Annotated in this window: 17 protein-coding genes and 1 pseudogene; 5 read left to right on the top strand and 13 right to left on the bottom strand. The window is 66.6% G+C overall.

Features of this window, described 5'->3' with window-relative positions:
* Positions 1 to 125: 125 nt before the first annotated feature.
* A complete protein-coding gene (locus QPK29_RS10345; RefSeq protein ID WP_025511657.1) occupies positions 126 to 1,169 on the bottom strand; it encodes a rod shape-determining protein in 1,044 nt (347 codons plus the stop codon).
* A gap of 306 nt (positions 1,170 to 1,475) precedes the next feature.
* Here QPK29_RS10345 and gatC point away from each other — a divergent pair, with 306 nt between their 5' ends.
* The 3 genes from gatC to gatB are packed head-to-tail and all read left to right on the top strand — an operon-like array spanning position 1,476 to position 4,781.
* Positions 1,476 to 1,781, top strand: a complete 306-nt coding sequence (gene gatC / locus QPK29_RS10350; protein ID WP_056122198.1) for an Asp-tRNA(Asn)/Glu-tRNA(Gln) amidotransferase subunit GatC — start codon at positions 1,476 to 1,478, stop codon at positions 1,779 to 1,781.
* Positions 1,782 to 1,806: 25 nt separating this feature from the next.
* On the top strand, positions 1,807 to 3,294 hold the full coding sequence (gatA, locus tag QPK29_RS10355) for an Asp-tRNA(Asn)/Glu-tRNA(Gln) amidotransferase subunit GatA (RefSeq protein WP_371768850.1): 1,488 nt from the start codon (positions 1,807 to 1,809) through the stop codon (positions 3,292 to 3,294).
* A gap of 26 nt (positions 3,295 to 3,320) precedes the next feature.
* Positions 3,321 to 4,781 carry an Asp-tRNA(Asn)/Glu-tRNA(Gln) amidotransferase subunit GatB gene (gatB, locus tag QPK29_RS10360; protein WP_371768814.1) on the top strand — a complete coding sequence of 487 codons (1,461 nt, stop codon included), beginning with the start codon at positions 3,321 to 3,323 and terminating at the stop codon, positions 4,779 to 4,781.
* Between the two features lie 91 nt (positions 4,782 to 4,872).
* Here gatB and QPK29_RS10365 read toward each other — a convergent pair whose 3' ends face one another.
* The 5 genes from QPK29_RS10365 to QPK29_RS10385 all read right to left on the bottom strand — a co-directional run bounded on the left by QPK29_RS10365 (position 4,873) and on the right by QPK29_RS10385 (position 9,398).
* The gene (locus QPK29_RS10365; protein WP_371768815.1) at positions 4,873 to 6,093 is read right to left on the bottom strand and encodes an ABC transporter permease; all 1,221 of its coding nucleotides are present in this window, start codon (positions 6,091 to 6,093) and stop codon (positions 4,873 to 4,875) included.
* Positions 6,090 to 6,782, bottom strand: coding sequence for an ABC transporter ATP-binding protein (locus tag QPK29_RS10370; protein WP_371768816.1), 693 nt, complete (start codon positions 6,780 to 6,782; stop codon positions 6,090 to 6,092). Before QPK29_RS10370 ends, QPK29_RS10365 begins: the two co-directional genes overlap by 4 nt.
* The gene (locus QPK29_RS10375) at positions 6,779 to 7,987 is read right to left on the bottom strand and encodes an efflux RND transporter periplasmic adaptor subunit (RefSeq protein ID WP_371768817.1); all 1,209 of its coding nucleotides are present in this window, start codon (positions 7,985 to 7,987) and stop codon (positions 6,779 to 6,781) included. The genes QPK29_RS10370 and QPK29_RS10375 overlap by 4 nt, the downstream gene beginning before the upstream one ends.
* A gap of 4 nt (positions 7,988 to 7,991) precedes the next feature.
* On the bottom strand, positions 7,992 to 8,687 hold the full coding sequence (locus tag QPK29_RS10380) for a YIP1 family protein (protein ID WP_371768818.1): 696 nt from the start codon (positions 8,685 to 8,687) through the stop codon (positions 7,992 to 7,994).
* 129 nt (positions 8,688 to 8,816) lie between these two features.
* Positions 8,817 to 9,398 (bottom strand): TetR/AcrR family transcriptional regulator, encoded by a 582-nt coding sequence (locus QPK29_RS10385; protein WP_056122182.1) that lies wholly within the window; start codon positions 9,396 to 9,398, stop codon positions 8,817 to 8,819.
* 106 nt (positions 9,399 to 9,504) lie between these two features.
* On the opposite strand from QPK29_RS10385, the gene QPK29_RS10390 reads away from it, so the two are divergent.
* Complete coding sequence (locus QPK29_RS10390) at positions 9,505 to 10,155, top strand: glutathione S-transferase family protein (protein WP_371768819.1); 651 nt, start codon at positions 9,505 to 9,507, stop codon at positions 10,153 to 10,155.
* A 1-nt stretch (position 10,156) separates the two neighbouring features.
* Here the strand turns inward: QPK29_RS10390 and QPK29_RS10395 are convergent, their stop codons facing one another.
* The 7 genes and pseudogenes from QPK29_RS10395 to QPK29_RS10425 form a co-directional block, all read right to left on the bottom strand.
* The gene (locus QPK29_RS10395; protein ID WP_371768820.1) at positions 10,157 to 11,626 is read right to left on the bottom strand and encodes a radical SAM protein; all 1,470 of its coding nucleotides are present in this window, start codon (positions 11,624 to 11,626) and stop codon (positions 10,157 to 10,159) included.
* Complete coding sequence (locus QPK29_RS10400; protein WP_400189755.1) at positions 11,623 to 12,423, bottom strand: hypothetical protein; 801 nt, start codon at positions 12,421 to 12,423, stop codon at positions 11,623 to 11,625. Before QPK29_RS10400 ends, QPK29_RS10395 begins: the two co-directional genes overlap by 4 nt.
* Positions 12,420 to 13,172, bottom strand: coding sequence for a prolipoprotein diacylglyceryl transferase (locus tag QPK29_RS10405; RefSeq protein ID WP_371768822.1), 753 nt, complete (start codon positions 13,170 to 13,172; stop codon positions 12,420 to 12,422). Before QPK29_RS10405 ends, QPK29_RS10400 begins: the two co-directional genes overlap by 4 nt.
* Positions 13,169 to 13,402 (bottom strand): hypothetical protein, encoded by a 234-nt coding sequence (locus QPK29_RS10410; RefSeq protein WP_056122166.1) that lies wholly within the window; start codon positions 13,400 to 13,402, stop codon positions 13,169 to 13,171. Before QPK29_RS10410 ends, QPK29_RS10405 begins: the two co-directional genes overlap by 4 nt.
* 45 nt (positions 13,403 to 13,447) lie before the next feature.
* Positions 13,448 to 14,104: an orotate phosphoribosyltransferase gene (pyrE, locus tag QPK29_RS10415; RefSeq protein WP_371768851.1), complete on the bottom strand. Its 657-nt coding sequence runs from the start codon at positions 14,102 to 14,104 to the stop codon at positions 13,448 to 13,450.
* Positions 14,105 to 14,287: 183 nt separating this feature from the next.
* Positions 14,288 to 15,328: pseudogene (locus QPK29_RS10420) on the bottom strand (MEDS domain-containing protein); the annotation flags it as partial.
* Positions 15,329 to 15,438: 110 nt separating this feature from the next.
* On the bottom strand, positions 15,439 to 17,961 hold the full coding sequence (locus QPK29_RS10425) for an ATP-binding protein (RefSeq protein ID WP_371768823.1): 2,523 nt from the start codon (positions 17,959 to 17,961) through the stop codon (positions 15,439 to 15,441).
* A 166-nt stretch (positions 17,962 to 18,127) separates the two neighbouring features.
* On the opposite strand from QPK29_RS10425, the gene QPK29_RS10430 reads away from it, so the two are divergent.
* Positions 18,128 to 18,898: an exodeoxyribonuclease III gene (locus QPK29_RS10430; protein ID WP_371768824.1), complete on the top strand. Its 771-nt coding sequence runs from the start codon at positions 18,128 to 18,130 to the stop codon at positions 18,896 to 18,898.
* The last annotated feature ends 135 nt before the right edge of the window (positions 18,899 to 19,033 follow it).

A 19,033-nucleotide genomic window follows, 5' to 3' on the forward strand; every position in this document is an offset into this window, starting at 1 on the left:
GCCCGCGTCAATCCAGACGCCCGGCGCGGGTACGCGTCAGACGGGCACCAACAAACGCGGACGGCGCGTGCCGCCCCCGGATCGCCGGAACGGTCACACGCCCTGTCCGCGCAGCCACGGCCGGGTTACTCGTACGAGAAGATCGAGCCCAGCTTGTCCATGCGCTCGAGCGCCATGCCCGAACCGCGCACGACGCACGTCAGCGGATCCTCGGCCACCAGCACCGGCAGGCCGGTCTCTTCCATCAGCAGGCGGTCCAGGTCGCGCAGCAGTGCGCCGCCGCCGGTCAGCATCATGCCCTTCTCGGCGATGTCCGCGCCCAGTTCCGGCGGGGTCTGCTCGAGGGCGTTCTTGACGGCCGAGACGATGTTGTTCAATGGATCGGTCAGCGCTTCCAGGATTTCGTTGGACGAGATCGTGAACGAACGCGGGATGCCTTCCGACAAATTGCGGCCCTTGACTTCCATCTCCTTGACTTCGGAGCCCGGGAAGGCCGAACCTATTGCTTTCTTGATCGACTCGGCGGTCTGTTCGCCGATCAGCATGCCGTAGTTGCGGCGGATGTAGTTGACGATGGCTTCGTCGAACTTGTCGCCGCCCACGCGCACGGAACCTTTATAGACCATGCCGCCCAGCGAGATGATGCCGACTTCCGTCGTGCCGCCGCCGATGTCGACGACCATCGAGCCGGTCGCCTCGGACACCGGCAGGCCCGCGCCGATCGCGGCCGCCATCGGCTCTTCGATCAGGTAGACCTGCGACGCACCGGCGCCCAGCGCCGATTCGCGGATCGCGCGGCGCTCGACCTGGGTCGAACCGCACGGCACGCAGATGATGATGCGCGGCGACGGACGGAAGAACTTCGAATCGTGCACCATGCGGATGAACTGCTTGAGCATCTGCTCGGTGACGGTGAAGTCGGCGATCACGCCATCCTTCATCGGACGGATCGCTTCGATGTTGCCGGGAACCTTGCCGAGCATTTGCTTGGCTTCCTTGCCGACCGCCTGGATCGTCTTCTTGCCGTTGGGACCGCCTTCCTGGCGGATCGCGACGACCGAAGGCTCGTCCAGCACGATGCCCAGGCCGCGCACGTAGATCAGCGTGTTGGCGGTACCCAGGTCGATGGCCAGGTCGTTCGAGAAATAGCTACGTAAAAAACCAAACATGTGTGTCCTGATATGCGCAATAGGGTGCGCCTAACATTAATCGGGGAATCCTCGCCGCGACTGCCGAGCGCCTCGCGGGCTTTTCATGCGTGGATGCGGGGCAGGTTTCGCCCGGAGAACGCATTAGCCCGCCATTCTACCTTATAATTTACCGATTAAACGCTGAAAAACGGGTGGTTTCGTGCCCATATCAGCCTGTGAGATCGACGGTATTAGAAAGCTTTTATCAGCTTTAGCGCGCCGTTGTCCAAATTTCATTATCTACACACTCATCTTTGAACGCGGTGCCGAACCGCGCCTTTTGCCATGTCCCTGACACTTTCAGACGTAAAACGGATCGCCAACCTGGCCCAGCTCGATATGGACGAGGCCCATGCCGAAATCGCCTTGAACGAGCTGAACGGGATCTTCGCCCTGGCCGACCAGTTGCAGGCTGTCGACACCACGGGTGTTGCGCCGTTGTCGCAACCGCTGGCCAGCGTGCTCGCCCTGCCCTTGCGCCTGCGCGAGGACGTGGTGACGGAAGAAAACCACCGCGACGATTACCAGGCCCCGGCCCCGAAGACCCAGGACGGCCTGTACCTGGTGCCGAAAGTCATCGCCACCGAATAACCCGCAGCGAACGTCGACCATCATGATGCATCAAAAAACCATCAAGGAGCTGTCCGCGCTCCTGCACTCGAAACAAGTCTCGGCGACGGAGCTGACCCGGCACTTCCTCGACCGCATCGCCGCCAGCCAGCATAACGCGTTCCTGGACGTGAATCCGGACCTGTCGCTCGCGCAGGCGCAGGCGGCCGACGCCCGCATCGCGGCGGGCAACGCCGGCCCGCTGACCGGCATTCCCATCGCCCACAAGGATATCTTCGTCACGCAAGGCTGGCGCTCGACTGCCGCGTCCAAGATGCTGGGCAATTATGTCAGCCCGTTCGACGCCACCGTCGTCACGAAATTCGCCGACGCCGGCATGGTCACGCTGGGCAAGCTCAACTGCGACGAATTCGCGATGGGCTCGTCGAACGAGAACTCGGCGTTCGGCGCCGTGAAAAACCCGTGGGACGCGCTGGCCGTGCCGGGCGGCTCGTCGGGCGGCTCGGCCGCCGCGATCGCCGCGCGCCTCGCACCGGCCGCGACCGGTACCGACACCGGCGGCTCGATCCGCCAGCCGGCCGCATTCTGCGGCATCACCGGCATCAAGCCGACGTACGGCCGCGTGTCGCGCTTCGGCATGATCGCGTTCGCCTCGTCGCTCGACCAGGGCGGCCCGATGGCCCGCACGGCGGAAGACTGCGCCCTGCTGCTGAACGAGATGGTCGGCTTCGACGAGCGCGATTCGACCTGCCTCACGGCCGAGCAAGGCAATGCGCGCGAAGACTTTACGCGCGACCTGAACGCACCCTTGACCGGGCTGCGCATCGGCGTGCCTGCGGAATACTTCGGCGAAGGCCTCGCCACGGACGTTGAACAGGCCGTGCGCGCCGCGCTGGACGAATTCGTGAAGCTGGGCGCGACGCTGGTCGAGATCTCGCTGCCGAAGACGTCGCTGTCGATCCCCGTGTACTACATCATCGCGCCGGCGGAAGCGTCGTCCAACCTGTCGCGCTTCGACGGCGTGCGCTACGGCTACCGCGCCCCGGAATACACCGACCTGCAGGACATGTACAAGAAGACGCGTGCGCAAGGCTTCGGCAAGGAAGTCCAGCGCCGCATCATGGTCGGCACGTACGTGCTGTGCCACGGCTACTACGACGCCTACTACGTGCAGGCGCAGAAGATCCGCCGCCTGATCGCCGACGACTTCCAGGCCGCGTTCCGCGACAAATGCGACGTGATCATGGGCCCGGTGGCCCCGAGCGTCGCGTGGGACCTGGGTTCCAAGGCGAACGACCCGGTGGCCAACTACCTGGCCGACATCTTCACCCTGTCGACGAGCCTCGCCGGCCTGCCCGGCATGTCGATCCCTTGCGGTTTCGGCCAGGGCAAGGAGGGAGCAATGCGGAATGCGAAGCGCCCGGTGGGCCTGCAAATCATCGGCAATTATTTCGCCGAGGCGAAGCTGCTGAACATCGCCCACCAGTACCAGCAAGCCACGGATTGGCATACCCGCGCGCCCGAAGGCGTTTGACGCACTGACATACAAGAGAGAACACCATGCAATGGGAAGTCGTCATCGGTCTTGAGAACCACGTCCAGCTCACGACCAACTCCAAAATCTTCAGCGGCAGCTCGATCAAGTTCGGCGCCGAGCCGAACACGCAGGCGAGCCCTGTCGACCTGGCGCTGCCGGGCGTGCTGCCCGTGATGAACAAGGGCGCGGTCGAACGCGCCATCTGCTTCGGCCTCGCGGTCGGTGCGAAGATCGCGCCGCAGTCCGTCTTCGCGCGCAAGAACTACTTTTATCCCGACCTGCCGAAGGGTTACCAGATCAGCCAGTTCGAAGACCCGGTCGTGCAGGGCGGCAGCCTCACGTTCGCGTTCGAAAAGGACGGCAAGCTGGAGACGAAGACCGTCAACCTGACCCGCGCCCACCTCGAGGAAGACGCCGGCAAGTCGCTGCACGAGGACTACCACGGCATGAGCGGCATCGACCTGAACCGCGCCGGCACGCCGCTGCTGGAGATCGTCTCCGAGCCGGAAATCCGCAGCGCCGCCGAAGCCGTCGCCTATGCGAAGGCGCTGCACGGCCTGGTGATGTGGCTGGGCGTCTGCGACGGCAACATGCAGGAAGGTTCGTTCCGCTGCGACGTCAACGTGTCCGTGCGCCCCGTCGGCCAGAAGGAATTCGGCACCCGCTGCGAGATCAAGAACCTGAACTCCTTCCGCTTCATGGAAGAAGCGATCCACTACGAAGTGCGCCGCCAGATCGAGCTGATCGAGGACGGCGGCAAGGTGGTGCAGGCCACGCGCCTGTGGGATCCGGACCGCAAGGAAACGCGCGAGATGCGCACCAAGGAAGACGCGCAGGATTACCGCTACTTCCCCGACCCCGACCTGCCGCCGCTGGCGATCTCGCAGGACTGGATCGACCGCGTGAAGGCCAGCATGCCGGAACTGCCGGCCGCGATGCGCGAACGCTTCATCGGCGACTACGGCCTGCCGGAATACGACGCGCTGATCCTGACGTCGTCGCAGGCGATGGCCACGTATTACGAAGCCGTCGTCGCCAAGGCCGGCAAGGAAAGCGCCAAGGCGGCCGCGAACTGGCTGATGGGCGACGTGTCGTCCGCGCTGAACCGCGCCGACGTCGCCATCGAGAACTCGCCGGTCGAAGCATCGCAACTGGCCCTGCTGCTGAAGCGCATCGCCGACGGCACGATCTCGAACAACGCGGGCAAGAAGGTCTTCAGCCTGATGTGGGAAGCGCAGTCGGAAGACGAGCACTTGGCCGACACGATCATCGAACGCGAAGGCCTGAAGCAGATTTCCGACACGGGCGCGCTGGAAGCGATCGTCGACGAGGTCCTGGCCAACAATGCGAAGTCGGTCGAGCAGTACAAGGCCGGCAAGGAAGCCGCCATCAACGCGCTGATCGGCCAATGCATGAAAGCGTCGAAGGGCAAGGCGAATCCGGCGCAGGTGACCGAGCTGCTGAAGAAGAAGCTCGCGGCCTGATCCCTGTCAATTGCCTAAAACCGGGGTCAGAGCCCGGTTTTAGGCAATGTTCGCCGGGATATTGCCAAAAAAAGGGCTCTGACCCCGGTTCTTATTCGTAGCGGAGCGCGTCGATCGGGTCCAGGCGCGCAGCCTGGCTGGCCGGGACGACGCCGAACACGACACCCACGCCGCCCGAGAACAGCACCGACAGCGCCACCGCCCACCACGGCACGACGGCCGGCGGGAAGTCGGGGATCATCGCGGCAATGCCGACGCCCAGCGCGTAGCCGATCACGAGGCCCAGCAGGCCGCCCAGCAGCGACAGGGTGACGGCCTCGATCAGGAACTGCAGCAGGATGTCGCGGCTGCGCGCGCCGATCGCCTTACAGATGCCGATCTCGCGCGTGCGCTCCTTCACCGACACCAGCATGATGTTCATGATGCCGATGCCGCCCACCAGCAGCGCGATGCCGACGACGCCGCCCATCACGAGCGTCACGGTGCCGCTCAGCTTTTCGAACGATTTCGCGATCTGGTCGGCCGATTCGATCTCGAAATCGTCCGTGTCCTCGGGCTTGAGGCGGTGCGCCTGGCGCATGACCATGCGGATGTGGCTGCGGGTCGCGTCCAGCCGGCCCAGGTCGCGCACGGCGACCGTGATCTGCAGCTGCGGACGCGTGTTGTTGCCGATGATGCTCTGCCCCGTCTTGAACGGGATGATCATGTAGTTGTCCTGCGACATACCGAAGATCTCACCCCGCTTTTCCATCACGCCGACGATCTTGAACCACTCGTTCGCGTACAGGACGAATTGCCCGACCGGGTTCGGCGGCAGGTGCAGGTCCTCGATCAGCTTCTCGCCGATGACGGCCACGCGGCGCGCGCCGGCGTCGTCGGACTCGCTGAGGAACCGCCCCAGCCGCGCGTAGCGGCCATTCACTTCCTGGTAGCTGGCCGTCGTGGCGAACACCTGCGCCGTCGCGGACATGCCCGTGAAGCGCACCTCGGAAAAGCCGGGCGTGAACACGGGGCTGAGGTTGCGGATGCCGTCCACGCGCAGGCGCAGCTGCTCCACGTCGTCGAAACGCAGGTAGTTCACCTTGCCGCGCATGACCTCCTTGAACTCGTTGTGCGGCCGGACCGTCAGGCCGTTGCCGCCCAGTCCTTCGAACTGGTCGGTGACGCTTTTCGACAGGCCCTGGATCAGCGAGATCACCGTGATCACCGACGCCACCCCGATGATAATGCCCAGCGACGTGAGGAAGCTGCGCAGCCGGTGCGCGCGGATCGATGCCAGCGCCGAGCGCAGGCTTTCGAGGAACAGGTTCATGCCGCGTTCTCCGCATCATTCCTCGTGTCCGACACGATGCGCCCGTCGCGCAACCGCACGACGCGCCGGCACTGCGCCGCGATCTCGGGCTCGTGCGTCACCATGACGACCGTCTGCCCGCCCGCATGCAGTTCGCGGATCAGGGCCAGGATCTCTTCGCTGGTGGCGGAATCGAGGTTCCCCGTCGGTTCGTCGGCCAGCAGGATGGAAGGTTTGCCCACGAGCGCACGGGCGATCGCGACGCGCTGGCGCTGGCCGCCCGACAATTCGTTGGGCCGGTGATGCAGCCGTCCGCCGAGGCCCACGCGCTGCAAGGCCTGTTCGGCCAGCGCGAGGCGTTCGCGCAACGGGATGCCGCGGTAGATCAGCGGCTGCGCCACGTTGTCGAGCGCACTCGCGCGCGGCAGCAGGTGAAAGCTCTGGAAGATGAAGCCGATCTCCTGGTTGCGCACGCGCGCCAGCTCGTCGCCGGACATCGTCGCGACCTCGCGCCCGTTGAGCCAGTACGCGCCGGCGCTGGGGCGATCGAGACAACCCACGATGTTCATCATGGTCGACTTGCCGGAGCCGGACGCGCCGATGAACGCGACGAATTCATTGGCCCGGATGTGCAGGTCGACGCCCTGCAGCGCATGTACGGTCTGGTCGCCCATCGTGTACTGCCGCGTCACGCCTTCCAGCCGGATCACGGATGCTCTCCTTCCGCGACCTTCACGTCGGCCTTCTTCGCGACCACGGCATCGCCGTCGTGCAGCTCGCGCAGCAGGCGCGCGGGGCCCACGGCGATCGTCTGGCCCGCCACCACGCCCTTCGTCACTTCCTGGTTGGCGTCGTCCGACAGGCCCAGTTCCACCGTCGTCTTCTTGACCTTCCCGTCCTGCACGACGAACAGGTAGCTGGTGTTCTTCACCTTGTCCTTCGCACCCGGGATTTCCTCGCTCAGCACGGCCTGGATCGGCACCGCGGCGCGCGCCGCGCCGTTGCCGACCACGATCTCGACGCGGCACGTCATGCCGGAGCGCAGCGCGAGCTTCGCGTCGTCGAGGCGCAGCTTGACGACGTAGCTGCGGCCCTGCGTCTGCGCGCCGAGGACGGTCTTCGGCGCCATCGCCACGCTTTCCACGCGGCCCGTCACGGGCTGGTCGGGGAACGCGGCCGGGAACACCTTGGCCTGCTGGCCGACGCCCACGCGCGCGATGTCCGCCTCGTCCACGTTCACCTCGGCCATGATCGAACCGACGTCGGCGATCGTCATCAGCGACGATCCCGCGATGCCGGTGGCGCTGGCGACGGCCGTCTCGCCGATCTTGATCGGCACGGCCGTCACGGTGCCGTCGATGGGCGCGCGCACTTCCGTCTTGGCCAGGTGCTCGCGCGCCTGCGACAGCAGCGCGCTGGCCTGCTCGAGCGTCTCGCGGCTGGCGCGCAGCTCGACCTTGGCGAGATCGACCTGGTGCACGGCGTCGTCGTACTTGGAGATGTCGATGTACTTCGCCTTGTACAGCTGGCCCGTGCGGTCCAGGTTGCGCTGCTGGTTCGCGAGGTTGATCTGGGCGCGCTCGATCGCGATGGCGGCGTTGCGGCGGTTCGCCTCCTGCTGCGCCACCTCGGCCAGGTACACGGTCGGATCGAGCCGCAGCAGGATCGTCCCGCGCTCGACGTGGTCGCCCTCCTTCACCAGCACGCCGGCCACCTTGCCGATGACCTCCGCCGACAGCTGCACCTCCTGGCGGAACACGAGGTTGCCGGTCGCGAGGATGGCCGGGTGGATGGCGAGCTTCTGCACAGTCGCCAGCTCGGCCTCGCGGCGCGTCTGCTTGCCCGCGAACTTCACCGCCACGGGGACGATGAAGAACGCCGCGACGACGGCCGCGCCTATCAGTTTCTTCTTCATGCGCTTATCCGAGGAAGGCGATCTTCGCGGCCCAGATGCCGTAGACGACCGCGTACGGCAATACGGCGACCGTCACGCAGGCGGCGGTCGAGCGTCCCGTCCACGCCTTCAGGCCAAGCACGGCCAGCGCGATGGACCACACGGACGAGAGGTCGAGATTGGTGGCGAAGCCGAACCAGGGGCTGGACATGGGCACGTGCAGCAGCAGGTAGTTGAGCGACACCATGTTCATGTCTTCCGGCGCCAGGCGGCCGCCCGACGTCAGGATCTGCAGCGCCGACAGGGGCACCGTCAGCAGGCGCGGGATGCTGGTCCAGACGGCGAAGCCGAACCACTTGCCGTAGCCGATGCCGGTGCCCATCACCTTGCCCGCCAACAGGTAGTACAGCGCCACGATGGCGCAGATGAGCGGCGTGCCCAGGACGGCGCCGGCGCCGGAACTCCACATCATCGTCTTCGGCGTCAGGAACTGCGCCATCGCGGCCCGCGCTTCCGGCTTCATGGGCCCCTGCGCCGCCAGCATGTGCTCGCGGAACCAGGCGAAATCGAGCGACGAGACGTACCAGCAGCTGACGGCCAGCGTCAGCAGGATCAGGACGAGCAGCGGGATGAAAGGGCGAGGCTTCTCCTTCAGCCGTGCGAAGGTGGGCGAAGGCGCGAGAATGACGTTTCCGATGTCGAAGAGCGGCTGCGTGGCCATGTGGACTCCCTGGTTATTGTGACCAGGTAGCACCCGCCACCCGGTGCCAAGCAGTCTAGGGTGTTTACGCCACGAAAAACTCACCAATTGTCATGACAACGGGGAGACGCCCCAATTTATACGCGGCGTTTACATCGCTTCCAGCAGGGCCAGGGCCTGCGTCCTTGCGGCCGCCCGCAGCGAGCGGCGCAGCGCCGCATCGTCCGTCGTCCGCGCCAGCACCATCCCGCCCACGCACAGCGCGACGATGGCCTGCGCGCGCTGCTCGCCGTCCGCTTCGTGCGCGAGCGCGCCCGCGTACACGTGCACGAGATTGCGGATCAGCTGCGTGTACGCCTTCTGCGGCGACAGCCCCGCGCGCGCGACGTCGCCCGGCAATGCATACAACGGACAATGCGCCTCGATGTTATCGAACACTTCGTCGCTCAGGTAGATGTCGACCAGCATGCGCGCCAGTTCGCGCGGCGCGGGCGGCGGCGAGTCCTTGAAATCGGGCTTGAACGGGTTGCACGTGCTGAAGCTGGCGACGGCCGCCGCGTACAGATCGTCCTTGCTGTCGAAGTGATGATAAAAGCCGCCGCGCGTGAGGCCTGCCTCGGACATCACGCGGTCGATCGACACCTGTTCGAAGCCATGGCGGTTGAACAGCCGGCGCGCCGCATGCACGATGCGTTCGCGGGTCTGGGCCTTGTGTTCGCTACTGTAGGGCATTCGCGTCTCCTTTCGAGAACGGCATTATGCGCGTATTCACATTATGTTCTTGAACATATTATGTGGCCGCGTATTCTGGTTTCCATTCACCACAAGGAGACGACACATGTACACGCTGACCACCTTCCGTTCGGTTCCCTCGTTTGCCGTGGGCCACGTGCGCGACCTGCGCGTGCGCTGGGCCCTCGAGGAAGCGGGCCAGTCCTACGACCTGCGCCTGATCGGCTTCGAGGACAAGGAATCGCCCGCCTACCGCCGCGAGCAGCCGTTCGCCCAGGTGCCCGTGCTGCACGACGGCGACCTGGCGCTGTTCGAAACCGGGGCGATCCTGCTGCACCTGGGCGAGCGCCATCCCGTCCTGCTGCCGCGCGATCCGGCCGCGCGTGCGCAGGCCACGATGTGGATGTTCGCCGCGCTGAATTCGGTCGAGCCCTACGTGGGCAACCTCGCCAACCTCGTCGCGTTTTCCATGGACCAGCCTTGGGCCGAGGCGCAGCGCCCCGTGCTCGAAGAGATCGCGCTCAAGCGCCTGGGCCAGGTGGACGACTGGCTGGAAGGCCGCACGTATCTCGCCGGCGAATTCGGCGCGGCCGACATCCTCATGACGACCGTCGTGCGCCTGCTCGACGGCATGGGTTATGTCGAGCGCTTCGCCCGCCTGACGGCCTGGCGCGACCGGTGCACGGCCCGTCCCGCCTATCGCAAGGCGCTGGCGGCCCAGGTGGCGCAGTACGTCGTCGAGCCCGCGGTCGCCTGATTCAATCGGTCACGGGTACCAGCGGTATCGTGGCCGCCCCGCGCCGGCGCGCGAAGTCCGACGCGATGCCGGCGCGGATCGCTTCGAGCCGGCGGCCGTCGCGGTACAGCAGGTTGTAGCTTTCGAACGGGACGAGGCGGCCGTCCGGCAGCGCGAAGTGGATGCACGATTTCTTCAGCGCGCGCACGTCCAGCGAATACGCGTCCATGAACTGCACGATCAGCACGCGGAACACGTTGTCGTAGCGGAGCGCGGATGGCGCCCTGACGAGCGGCAGGCAGCACATCAGCTCCGACAGGCAGTTGGCCTGCGATTCCGGCGAGTGGTTCGTCGAGAACAGTTCAAAGATGCGGTCCTTCACGGCGCCGTGCAGCGCGGGGTCGCGTTCGAACACGATCGTGTTGCCGCTGCCTTCGACGAGCGTCTGCGGATCCAGCCAGCGCGTCAGCGGCACGGTGCCCTCTTCCGTCTTGATCGCGTAGGCCATCGCCAGCGTGTCCGGATTGCACGGCACGGGCACCACGTCCTCCAGCGTGAACAAGCCGCTTTGCTCGGCGATGCGGCGGCGGATCTCCGACACCGTCAGGCGGTGCAGGCGCGGATCGTAGTCTTCGACGCGGCCGGCATCCTGGATCGGCTGCAAGGTCACGCCGCGCACGCAGGGCTGTTGCAGCGCGAAGTCGATGATGTCTCCGATCTCGCCGTCGTTCAGGCCCTTCTTGAGCGTGACGACGAGCGTCGTCGACAGGCCGGCTTCGTTGAGGTTGTCGAGCGCCTGGCGGCGGATGCGCGTGAGGTCGGCGCCGCGCAATTCGCGATGCACCTCGGCGCGCAGCGAATCGAATTGCAGGTAGACCTCGACGCCGGGCGCATAGGTCGCGAGGCGCCGCACGAATGCCTTGTCCTGCGCGAGCACGATGCCGTTCGTGTTGATCATCACGTGCCTGATGGGGCGCGCTTTCGCGGCGTCGAGGATGGCCCAGAACTGCGGATGCAGGGTGGGCTCGCCGCCGGACAGCTGCATCACGTCCGCCTCGCCTTCGTTGGCGACGACGGCGTCGAGCATGCGGATGACCTCTTCCAGCGGACGATGGCGTTCGCGGTGCGTGCCGCTCTCCGCATAGCACACGGGGCAGTTCAGGTTGCAGTTGTCCGTGATCTCGACGACGGACAGGCACGAGTGCTGCATGTGGTCCGGGCACAGGCCGCAGTCGTACGGGCAGCCGTACTCCATCTTCGTGTTGAACTGCTGCGGCATCTCGGGGTGCTTGACGAAGACTTCGCGGCACAGGCGGTAATATGCGACGTCGTCGCTGACGAGCACGCGTTCAAGGCCGTGCGCGCCGCACCATTTGTCCATGTAGACCTTGTCGTCCTTGAACACGATCTTCGCTTCGACCGGATGCAGGCAGGTCGAGCAGACGGACGTCGTCGTGTCGTAGAACAGATAGGGGCGGGTCTTGCGGGTCATGGGAGCTCCTTGCGCGGCGGCGCGGGATAGTCGCGTTCGGACGCCGCGACCTGGCGGCGCAGGTCGTCGGCCAGGCGGTCGGCGGCGGCGACCATATCTGCAGGAAGCATGGCTTTGGCGCCTGCGACGGCCGCGGCGTTGCCGGTCAACGTCAGCAGCGCCAGCGCATCGATGCGCTCCACGGGGGAAGCGCGATCTGCTTTCGCCTCCCACGACAGATAGTTCACGTCTCCGCCGCCGCAATGCAGGATGTTGCGCGCCCGCCAGAGCCGGGACTCGTCGGCGCGGCCGGCACGGGCCAGCAGCTGCGCGGCCCGCAGCGCGGGCTCGACGCGAAACATGTCCGGTCCGGGCTGGACCACGCAAATTTTGGTGGCGGCACACTGCAGCAGGACGATGCCGCGCGCTCGATCCCGTGGGTTGGCGCCGAAAGGTTCGTAGCCGCCCCACGACCTCATACCGCCCAACATCTCGCCCAACAGCGCCTGGGCCGGGGCGTAGTCCTGCGCGCTCGCCTGCTCCAGCAGATCCAGCGCACGCGGCACGTCCGCCTGTTTCCGGTCCCGCGTCGACACCAGGGTATACGCGAGCGAGGTGCGCGCTGCCGGGTTGCCCGCCGCGGCAGCGCCCGCCAGCTCGGCGATGCGGCGCTGGCGGGCTGCTTCGGCGTCGCGCTGCTGACGCTCATCGCGGTTCTTGTTGACCGCATCGATCGCGACGCAGCCGGTGCCGCCGATGAAAGCGAGAGCCAAAATCAGCATCCCGCCACGTGCGCGGGAATCAGCGAAAAGAGTCATGTACGGGCAAGCTCCCGTGACTGGAGGAACACGAACGGCAGGTAGCACACCAGTGCCGCGATGCACACCCACTGGATGCCCGACAGCCCGAACGCATACGCATACGGCACCGGCTTGACGCCATCCACGACGAGGCGCCAGGCCAGGTAGGACGCGAGATACAGCTTGAACGCGAGCCCCGGACTGCGCGCGAGCGGCGCGCGCCAGCGCCACAGCAAGCCGCCCACACCCAGCACGAACAGCATGTCGTAGACCTGCGTGGGATGGCGCGCGATGCCGTCGCCGAAGTCGACACCCCACGGCAGCGCGGTCGGCACGCCGTACGTGCCGTCATGCAGGCCCGCGAGGAAGCAGCCGATGCGGCCGACGACCGTACCGGCGACGAGAGGCAGGATGAACTGGTCGCCCGTCGAGCGGCGGATGCCCGTGAGCTTCTTGGCGATCTCCACGCCGAGCAGGCCGCCCAGCAGCCCGCCCACGATCGACTGGCCCGACGCGATCAGGCGCCAGTCCGGCACGGTGCCCTGCCACAGGTGCGGCATCTCGATCCAGAACACGAGCTTGTTGCCGATGGCGGCGCCGAGGATGCAGCCGACGACGACGGCGAAGGAGCCCGGCTGCAGCAGCGCGGGTTGACGGGCGCGCCGGCGCTGCCAGCGGTACAGTTGCACGCCGCCGGCGAGGGCCAGCCATTCGAATACGAGATGGACCGGTTGCGCGGTCGCGGCGGAAAGCGCGGGACCGTTCATGCGCCGCCGGGCGGACGCTTGCGCCACAACCTGACGACAATCCAGCCGCACACGAAGGCGATGCCGAGCCCGATCAGGCCGAAGACGAGCGCGACCGACGAGAAGTTCTCGGGCCCGGGCGAGGACAGGCCGGCCAGCCCGCCGAAAGTGCCAGCGGCGCCGCACAGGCCGAAGCCCGCGAGCGCCAACGAGAGAATGGCAGTCAGAAAACCGCGCGCGACATTGTTCATGGCAGCTCCCAAATAGTTGCCGCCATTACATCACAGTCCGCGGGTTCAGGCCACGCCGTATTGCTGGCGGTACGCCGCCACGGCGTCCTTGTGCCGGGCCAGCGACGGATCGGCTTCCAGGTAGCCGAACAGGTCGGCCAGGCTGGCGATCGGGATCACGGGGATGCCGTAGGCCTGGCTGACTTCCTGCACGGCCGACAGCGGCGACAGCACGCCGTCCTTGCCGCCCCGTTCCATGCGGTCGAGCGCGATCAGCACGGCGGCCGGTTCGGCGCCGGCGGCACGGATCATCGCCACCGATTCGCGCACCGAGGTGCCGGCCGAGATCACGTCGTCGATGATGACGACCTTGCCCGCCAATTTGGCGCCGACGATCGTGCCGCCTTCGCCGTGGTCCTTGGCTTCCTTGCGGTTGTAGGCGAACGACGTGTTGCGGCCTTTCGCGGCCAGCGCCACGGCGGTCGCGGAGGCGAGCGTGATGCCTTTATAGGCCGGGCCGAACAGCATGTCGAATTCGAGGCCGGAATCGAGCAGGGTCTGGGCGTAGAAATCGGCCAGCTTGCCGAGCGTGGCGCCGTCGTGGAACAGGCCCGCGTTGAAGAAGTACGGCGACTGGCGGCCCGCCTTGGTGATGAACTGGCCGAACTTCAAGACTTCGGCTTCGACTGAAAACGCAATGAACTGTTGGCGCAGATTGTCCACGACACGACCCTCGAACTGTGAAAACCGGTATTGTAATCCGCCCCGCCCCCGCCCGCGAAGCCGGTATTCCACCACCCGCGCGAGACGGCGCAGGCGCCGTTCCGTGCGCGGCGCCCGCAGCGCCCGGCCGACCATGGCGAGGAATGCGTCCTCGGCGCGGCGGACGTCCTCCAGTTCGGCCTGGATGCGCACATGTTCGGTCGTGTCGCGCACGAAGCAGCGGGTGTAGCGCAGGCGGCCGTCCTCGAAACAGGCGTTCGAGCGGATGAGCACGTGCCGGATCGAACCGTCCTTGCAGCGCAGGCGCGCCGGCTGGTCCAGCACCGTTTCGCCGGCCGCCAGCCGCGCCAGCATGTCGGCGGCGACGGCCGGATCGGCGTGGAACCGGGCGGCGTTGTGCCCGACGTATTCTTCCCAGCGGTAGCCGAGCATTTGCAGCTCGGCCTTGTTGGCCCACAGGATCGTGCCGTCGGCGCCGACCTGGTGCAGTCCTTCGGCCGCGTTCTCGACCATGTCGGCGAACTCGCGTTCGCGCCGCAGCAGGTCGCGCTCCGCCTGGCGCCGCCGCGCCGCCTCCGCGTGCAGCGCATGCACTTTCTGCTCGAGCCGGACCAGGTTGATGTCGACGGGTTGCCCGGACGGCAGCGGCGCCGCCACGTCGGCGCAAGCGTGGTCGTGCCCCGCGCAGACCTGGCGGAACACGTGCGCCGCGTCGGGCGACGGAAACAGGGTCCAGGGATAAGCGCAGAACAGCGAGAAATCGAGCTTGCGCGCCAGCTCGTTCCACAGCCGCTCCAGGTGCAGGGCCGCGTCGTAGCGGCCGCGCGCGCACAGCAGCGCCACCATCTCGCCGAACGCGTGGACGGGCGCGCCGCCGGCACAGGCTTCGGCGACCACGCGACCGACCTCGTACTCGAAACGGGCGCGGTCGGGCCAGCCGTCGACCATCAGGCGCGCCAGGGTCGTTTCGGCGTCGAACCACGTGACGTCGCGCGACGGCGGCGCGGAGCGCCCTTCCGCCCGCGCCAGTTCGTCCAGGCGCCGGCGCAGCGCATCGGTGTGCGCGCCGGTGGCGATGACGATGGCCCGTCCCCGCGTCCGCAAGGCCCGCTCGATGAAGGAGGCGACCTCGTCGAGCAGCATGTCGCTGTCGTCGTAGAAACGCACGAAATGCCCCGTCTTGCCGTGTTTGCCGGACAACAGGTCATCGGTCTTGATCAGCATGGGGGTTTCTGATGGATGAAAGATGTCATTCTATCCATGTCAAGGGCGGTCAAGACGGCGGCGGCCGTTCAGGTCGCCGCTGTATTGACATAAATCAAAACGTCAGACGTTCAGTCGGTGCCCGCAGCCAGCCGCACGACGACATCGGGATTGACCGGTTTGACGAGGTGCGCGTCGAACCCCGCCCGGGCACTTTGCTCGCGGTCGGCCGGCAGGCCGTAGCCGGTCAGGGCGACGAGGCGGCAAGGGTGGTCGTGCAACAGCGCGCGCAGGCGGCGCGCCACCTCGTAGCCGTCGAGGACCGGCAGCCCGATGTCCAGCACGGCCAGGTCGGGCAGGAAGTCCGGCACGGCGGTCAGGGCAGCCACCGGTTCGTGGAAGACCCGCACGTCATGGCCGTGCGCGGCCAGCAGGCGCGCGAGCGTGTCGGCGCCGTCGACGTTGTCGTCCACGACCATGATCCGGCGCCGGACGGCCGCCGCCGCGTTCGCAGCCGGCGCCACGTCCGGCACGGCGCAGGCGGCCGGGGTACGCCGGGGCAGCAGCGCGACGAACTCGCTACCTTTGCCCGGCCCGGCGCTGTGCGCTTCCACCTGGCCGCCATGCTGTCCGACGATGTTCCTGACGAGCGCGAGCCCGATGCCCAGGCCGCCCTCGGCGCGGTCGATGGCGCGCTTCCCCTGGAAGAACAGATCGAACACCTGGGCGCGCAGTTCCGGGCTCATGCCGATGCCGGTGTCGCTGACCGCGAGGCGCACCCGTTCGCCGTCCACGCCATGCGCGCGCAGCACGACCTTGCCGCCGGGCGGCGTGTAGCGCGCCGCGTTCGTCAGCAGGTTCGACACCACCTGGGCCAGGCGCATCGGATCGCCCTCCCAGGCCAGGTCCGGTTCGATGTCGACGTCGAGCCGGTGGCGGCGCTGTTCCAGCAGCGGCCGGGCCATCTCGATGGCCTTGCCCAGGGGCTGCGCGAGGTCGACCCGTTCGCACTGCAGCTCCACCTTGCCGCGGGTGACGCGCGAAATGTCCAGCAGGTCGTCCACCAGCCGCACCAGGTGCTGCACCTGGCGTTCGATGATCTCGCGCTCGCGCGCGAAGCCGGTCTCGCCGCGCATGCGGATCAGTTTCAGCGCGCTGACGATCGGCGACAGCGGATTGCGCAGCTCGTGGCCGAGCATGGCGAGGAATTCGTCCTTGGCGCGGCTGGCGGCCGTCAGTTCGGCCAGCAGTTCGGCGCGTTCGGCGTGGGCGTGCTCGATTTCCTGGCGGGTGCGCACGTGCTCGGTGACGTCGACGGCCACCACGATCATGCCGCGCTCCTCCCCTTCTTCCACCGCCAGCGGCTCGACGCTGAACTTGAGATAGCGCCCGTGCACGTGCAACTCTTCCACGCGGGCCGCGCGGCCGGTGGCGTGGACGTGTTCGAGCAGGTGGTGGATCTCGCCGCCGCGCAGTTCGGGAAAGGCGCGCAGCAGCGGCAGCCCTTCGATGCCGTCGCGGCCCACCAGGTCGCGGTAGCAGCGGTTGGCCAGGCGGAACACGAAGTCCGGCCCCATCAGCAGGGCCGCCGCCACCGGGGCGTCGAGCAGCATGCGGTCGCGCTGCTTGAGCGCGATGTCGCGCTCGCGCCTCTCGGTCGCGTCGCGCGTGAAGCAGCGCGTGTAGCGCAGCTGGCCGTCCTCGAAGCTGCCGTTCGAGTGGATCAGCACATGCCGGATCGAGCCGTCCTTGCAGCGCAGCCGGGCCGGATAGTCGTACAGCGTGTCGCCGCACGCGAGGCGGGTGACGATGTCGTCGATGACCGGGCGGTCGACGTGGAACTCGGCGATGTTGTGGCCGACGTATTCCTCCCAGCCGTAGCCGAGCATCTGCAGCTCCGCGCGGTTGGCCCACAGGATGGTGCCGTCGGCGCCGACGCGGTGCAGGCCTTCGACCGCGTTCTCGACGAAGTCCGCGAGTTCGCGCTCGCTCCGGCGCAGCACCCGTTCATTGTCCTTGTACCGGCGCACCTCCGCGCGCAGCGCCCGCACCTCCTGCTCGAGCCGGATGCGGCCGATGTCGGCGTCGCCCTCGGCCGGCAGGGCCAGCGCCGTGTCGGCGCAGGCATGATCGTGCTCGGCGCAGACGCGGCGGAACGCCTGCGCCAGCTCGGGCGTGGGGAACGCATCCCAGGGATAGGCGCAGAACAGCGAAAAGACCAGGCGCCGGGCCAGGTCGTTCCAGAGTTCCTCGAGCCGCAGCGCCGCATCGTGGCGGCCGCGCGCGCACAGGAGCGCCACCATTTCGCCGAACGCATGGACGGTCGTGCCGCCGGCGCAGGCCGCGGCCACCGCGCTGCCCACCGCGGCCTCGAAACGCGCCGGGTCGGGCCACCCGTCGACCATGAACTGCGCGAGCACGGCGTCGGCGTCCATCCACGCGACCCGCACGGCCGCCGCCGGACCGAGGCGCCGGCGCAGCACGTCGATGTGGTCCGGCATGGCGATCACGATGCCCTTGCCGCCCATAGGCACGGCCTGCGCGAGGAACGTCGCGACTTCGTCCAGCATGACGTCGCCCTCGTCGTAGAACCGTACGAAATGTCCACTCCTGCCGTATTTCCCCGACAGCAGATCATCCGATCTGATCAGCACGTCAACTCCTTGTGCGGGGTGAAAGTGCCCGGACCCCGGGCACAATGGACCAGTTTAACATACCGGACCGGACATTTAACGTTTGTTTATCCGCCATGGATGTGTTGATGGAAGTCAAAACGAGCTACACTATCGCCCTTGGCCCACCGCACTTTTGTCCAGATCCATGCCACGAATTATCTCCGCCAACCTGAACGGCATCCGTTCCGCCCACAAGAAGGGTTTCTTCAACTGGATGGCCAGCCAGGACGCCGATTTCATCTGCGTCCAGGAGCTGAAAGCCCAGCAGGCCGACATGACCGAGGAATTCCTCGCGCCGCACGGCTACCACGGCCATTTCCATTATGCCGAGAAAAAGGGTTACTCGGGCACGGGCGTCTACAGCCGCACGAAGCCGGATGCCGTCAGGACGGGCTTCGGCTGCGTCGAATTCGACAACGAAGGCCGCTACACCCGCGCCGACGTGGGCAACCTGACCGTCATTTCCGTCTACTGCCCGTCCGGCTCGTCGTCGCCGGAGCGCCAGGAAGCCAAGTTCCGCTTCATGGAAGTGTTCCTGCCACACCTGCAGGCGCTCAAGGCCGAGGGCCGCGAAATCGTGATCTGCGGCGACTGGAACATCGCGCACAAGGAAATCGACCTCAAGAACTGGAAGGGCAATAAGAAGAATTCCGGCTTCCTGCCGGAAGAACGCGCCTGGATGACCCGGATCTTCGACGAACTGGGCCTCGTGGACGTGCACCGCGGCATCGACCAGCGTCCCGAGCAATATACGTGGTGGAGCAACCGCGGCCAGGCGTGGGCGAAGAACGTCGGGTGGCGCATCGATTACCACGTCGCCACGCCGGGCATCGCCGCCAAGGCGCACACCGTCTCCATCTACAAGGACGAACGGTTTTCGGACCATGCGCCGTTGATCATCGATTACCACCTCTGATAATTCCCCCCGGCAAGGGGGAAATCCGCTCATATATGTCGTAAAAACATCAACTTACCCACTTCGGCAGTGGGTTTGTTGATATGATCGTTCACTAAGTTTTCCTTGTGGAATCTTTTTCCACGACGTCAAACA

Origin of the sequence: Massilia orientalis, assembly GCF_030411975.2 — a bacterium.
Taxonomy (GTDB): domain Bacteria; phylum Pseudomonadota; class Gammaproteobacteria; order Burkholderiales; family Burkholderiaceae_D; genus Telluria; species Telluria orientalis.

Excerpts from the sequence above, each read along its gene's own strand:
- QPK29_RS10345 (WP_025511657.1), bottom strand. The coding sequence starts at position 1,169 with ATGTTTGGTTTTTTACGTAGCTATTTCTCGAACGACCTGGCCATCGAC.
- gatC (WP_056122198.1), top strand. The coding sequence starts at position 1,476 with ATGTCCCTGACACTTTCAGACGTAAAACGGATCGCCAACCTGGCCCAG.
- gatA (WP_371768850.1), top strand. The coding sequence starts at position 1,807 with ATGCATCAAAAAACCATCAAGGAGCTGTCCGCGCTCCTGCACTCGAAA.
- gatB (WP_371768814.1), top strand. The coding sequence starts at position 3,321 with ATGCAATGGGAAGTCGTCATCGGTCTTGAGAACCACGTCCAGCTCACG.
- QPK29_RS10365 (WP_371768815.1), bottom strand. The coding sequence starts at position 6,093 with ATGAACCTGTTCCTCGAAAGCCTGCGCTCGGCGCTGGCATCGATCCGC.
- QPK29_RS10375 (WP_371768817.1), bottom strand. The coding sequence starts at position 7,987 with ATGAAGAAGAAACTGATAGGCGCGGCCGTCGTCGCGGCGTTCTTCATC.
- QPK29_RS10380 (WP_371768818.1), bottom strand. The coding sequence starts at position 8,687 with ATGGCCACGCAGCCGCTCTTCGACATCGGAAACGTCATTCTCGCGCCT.
- QPK29_RS10385 (WP_056122182.1), bottom strand. The coding sequence starts at position 9,398 with ATGCCCTACAGTAGCGAACACAAGGCCCAGACCCGCGAACGCATCGTG.
- QPK29_RS10390 (WP_371768819.1), top strand. The coding sequence starts at position 9,505 with ATGTACACGCTGACCACCTTCCGTTCGGTTCCCTCGTTTGCCGTGGGC.
- QPK29_RS10395 (WP_371768820.1), bottom strand. The coding sequence starts at position 11,626 with ATGACCCGCAAGACCCGCCCCTATCTGTTCTACGACACGACGACGTCC.
- QPK29_RS10400 (WP_400189755.1), bottom strand. The coding sequence starts at position 12,423 with ATGACTCTTTTCGCTGATTCCCGCGCACGTGGCGGGATGCTGATTTTG.
- QPK29_RS10405 (WP_371768822.1), bottom strand. The coding sequence starts at position 13,172 with ATGAACGGTCCCGCGCTTTCCGCCGCGACCGCGCAACCGGTCCATCTC.
- QPK29_RS10410 (WP_056122166.1), bottom strand. The coding sequence starts at position 13,402 with ATGAACAATGTCGCGCGCGGTTTTCTGACTGCCATTCTCTCGTTGGCG.
- QPK29_RS10430 (WP_371768824.1), top strand. The coding sequence starts at position 18,128 with ATGCCACGAATTATCTCCGCCAACCTGAACGGCATCCGTTCCGCCCAC.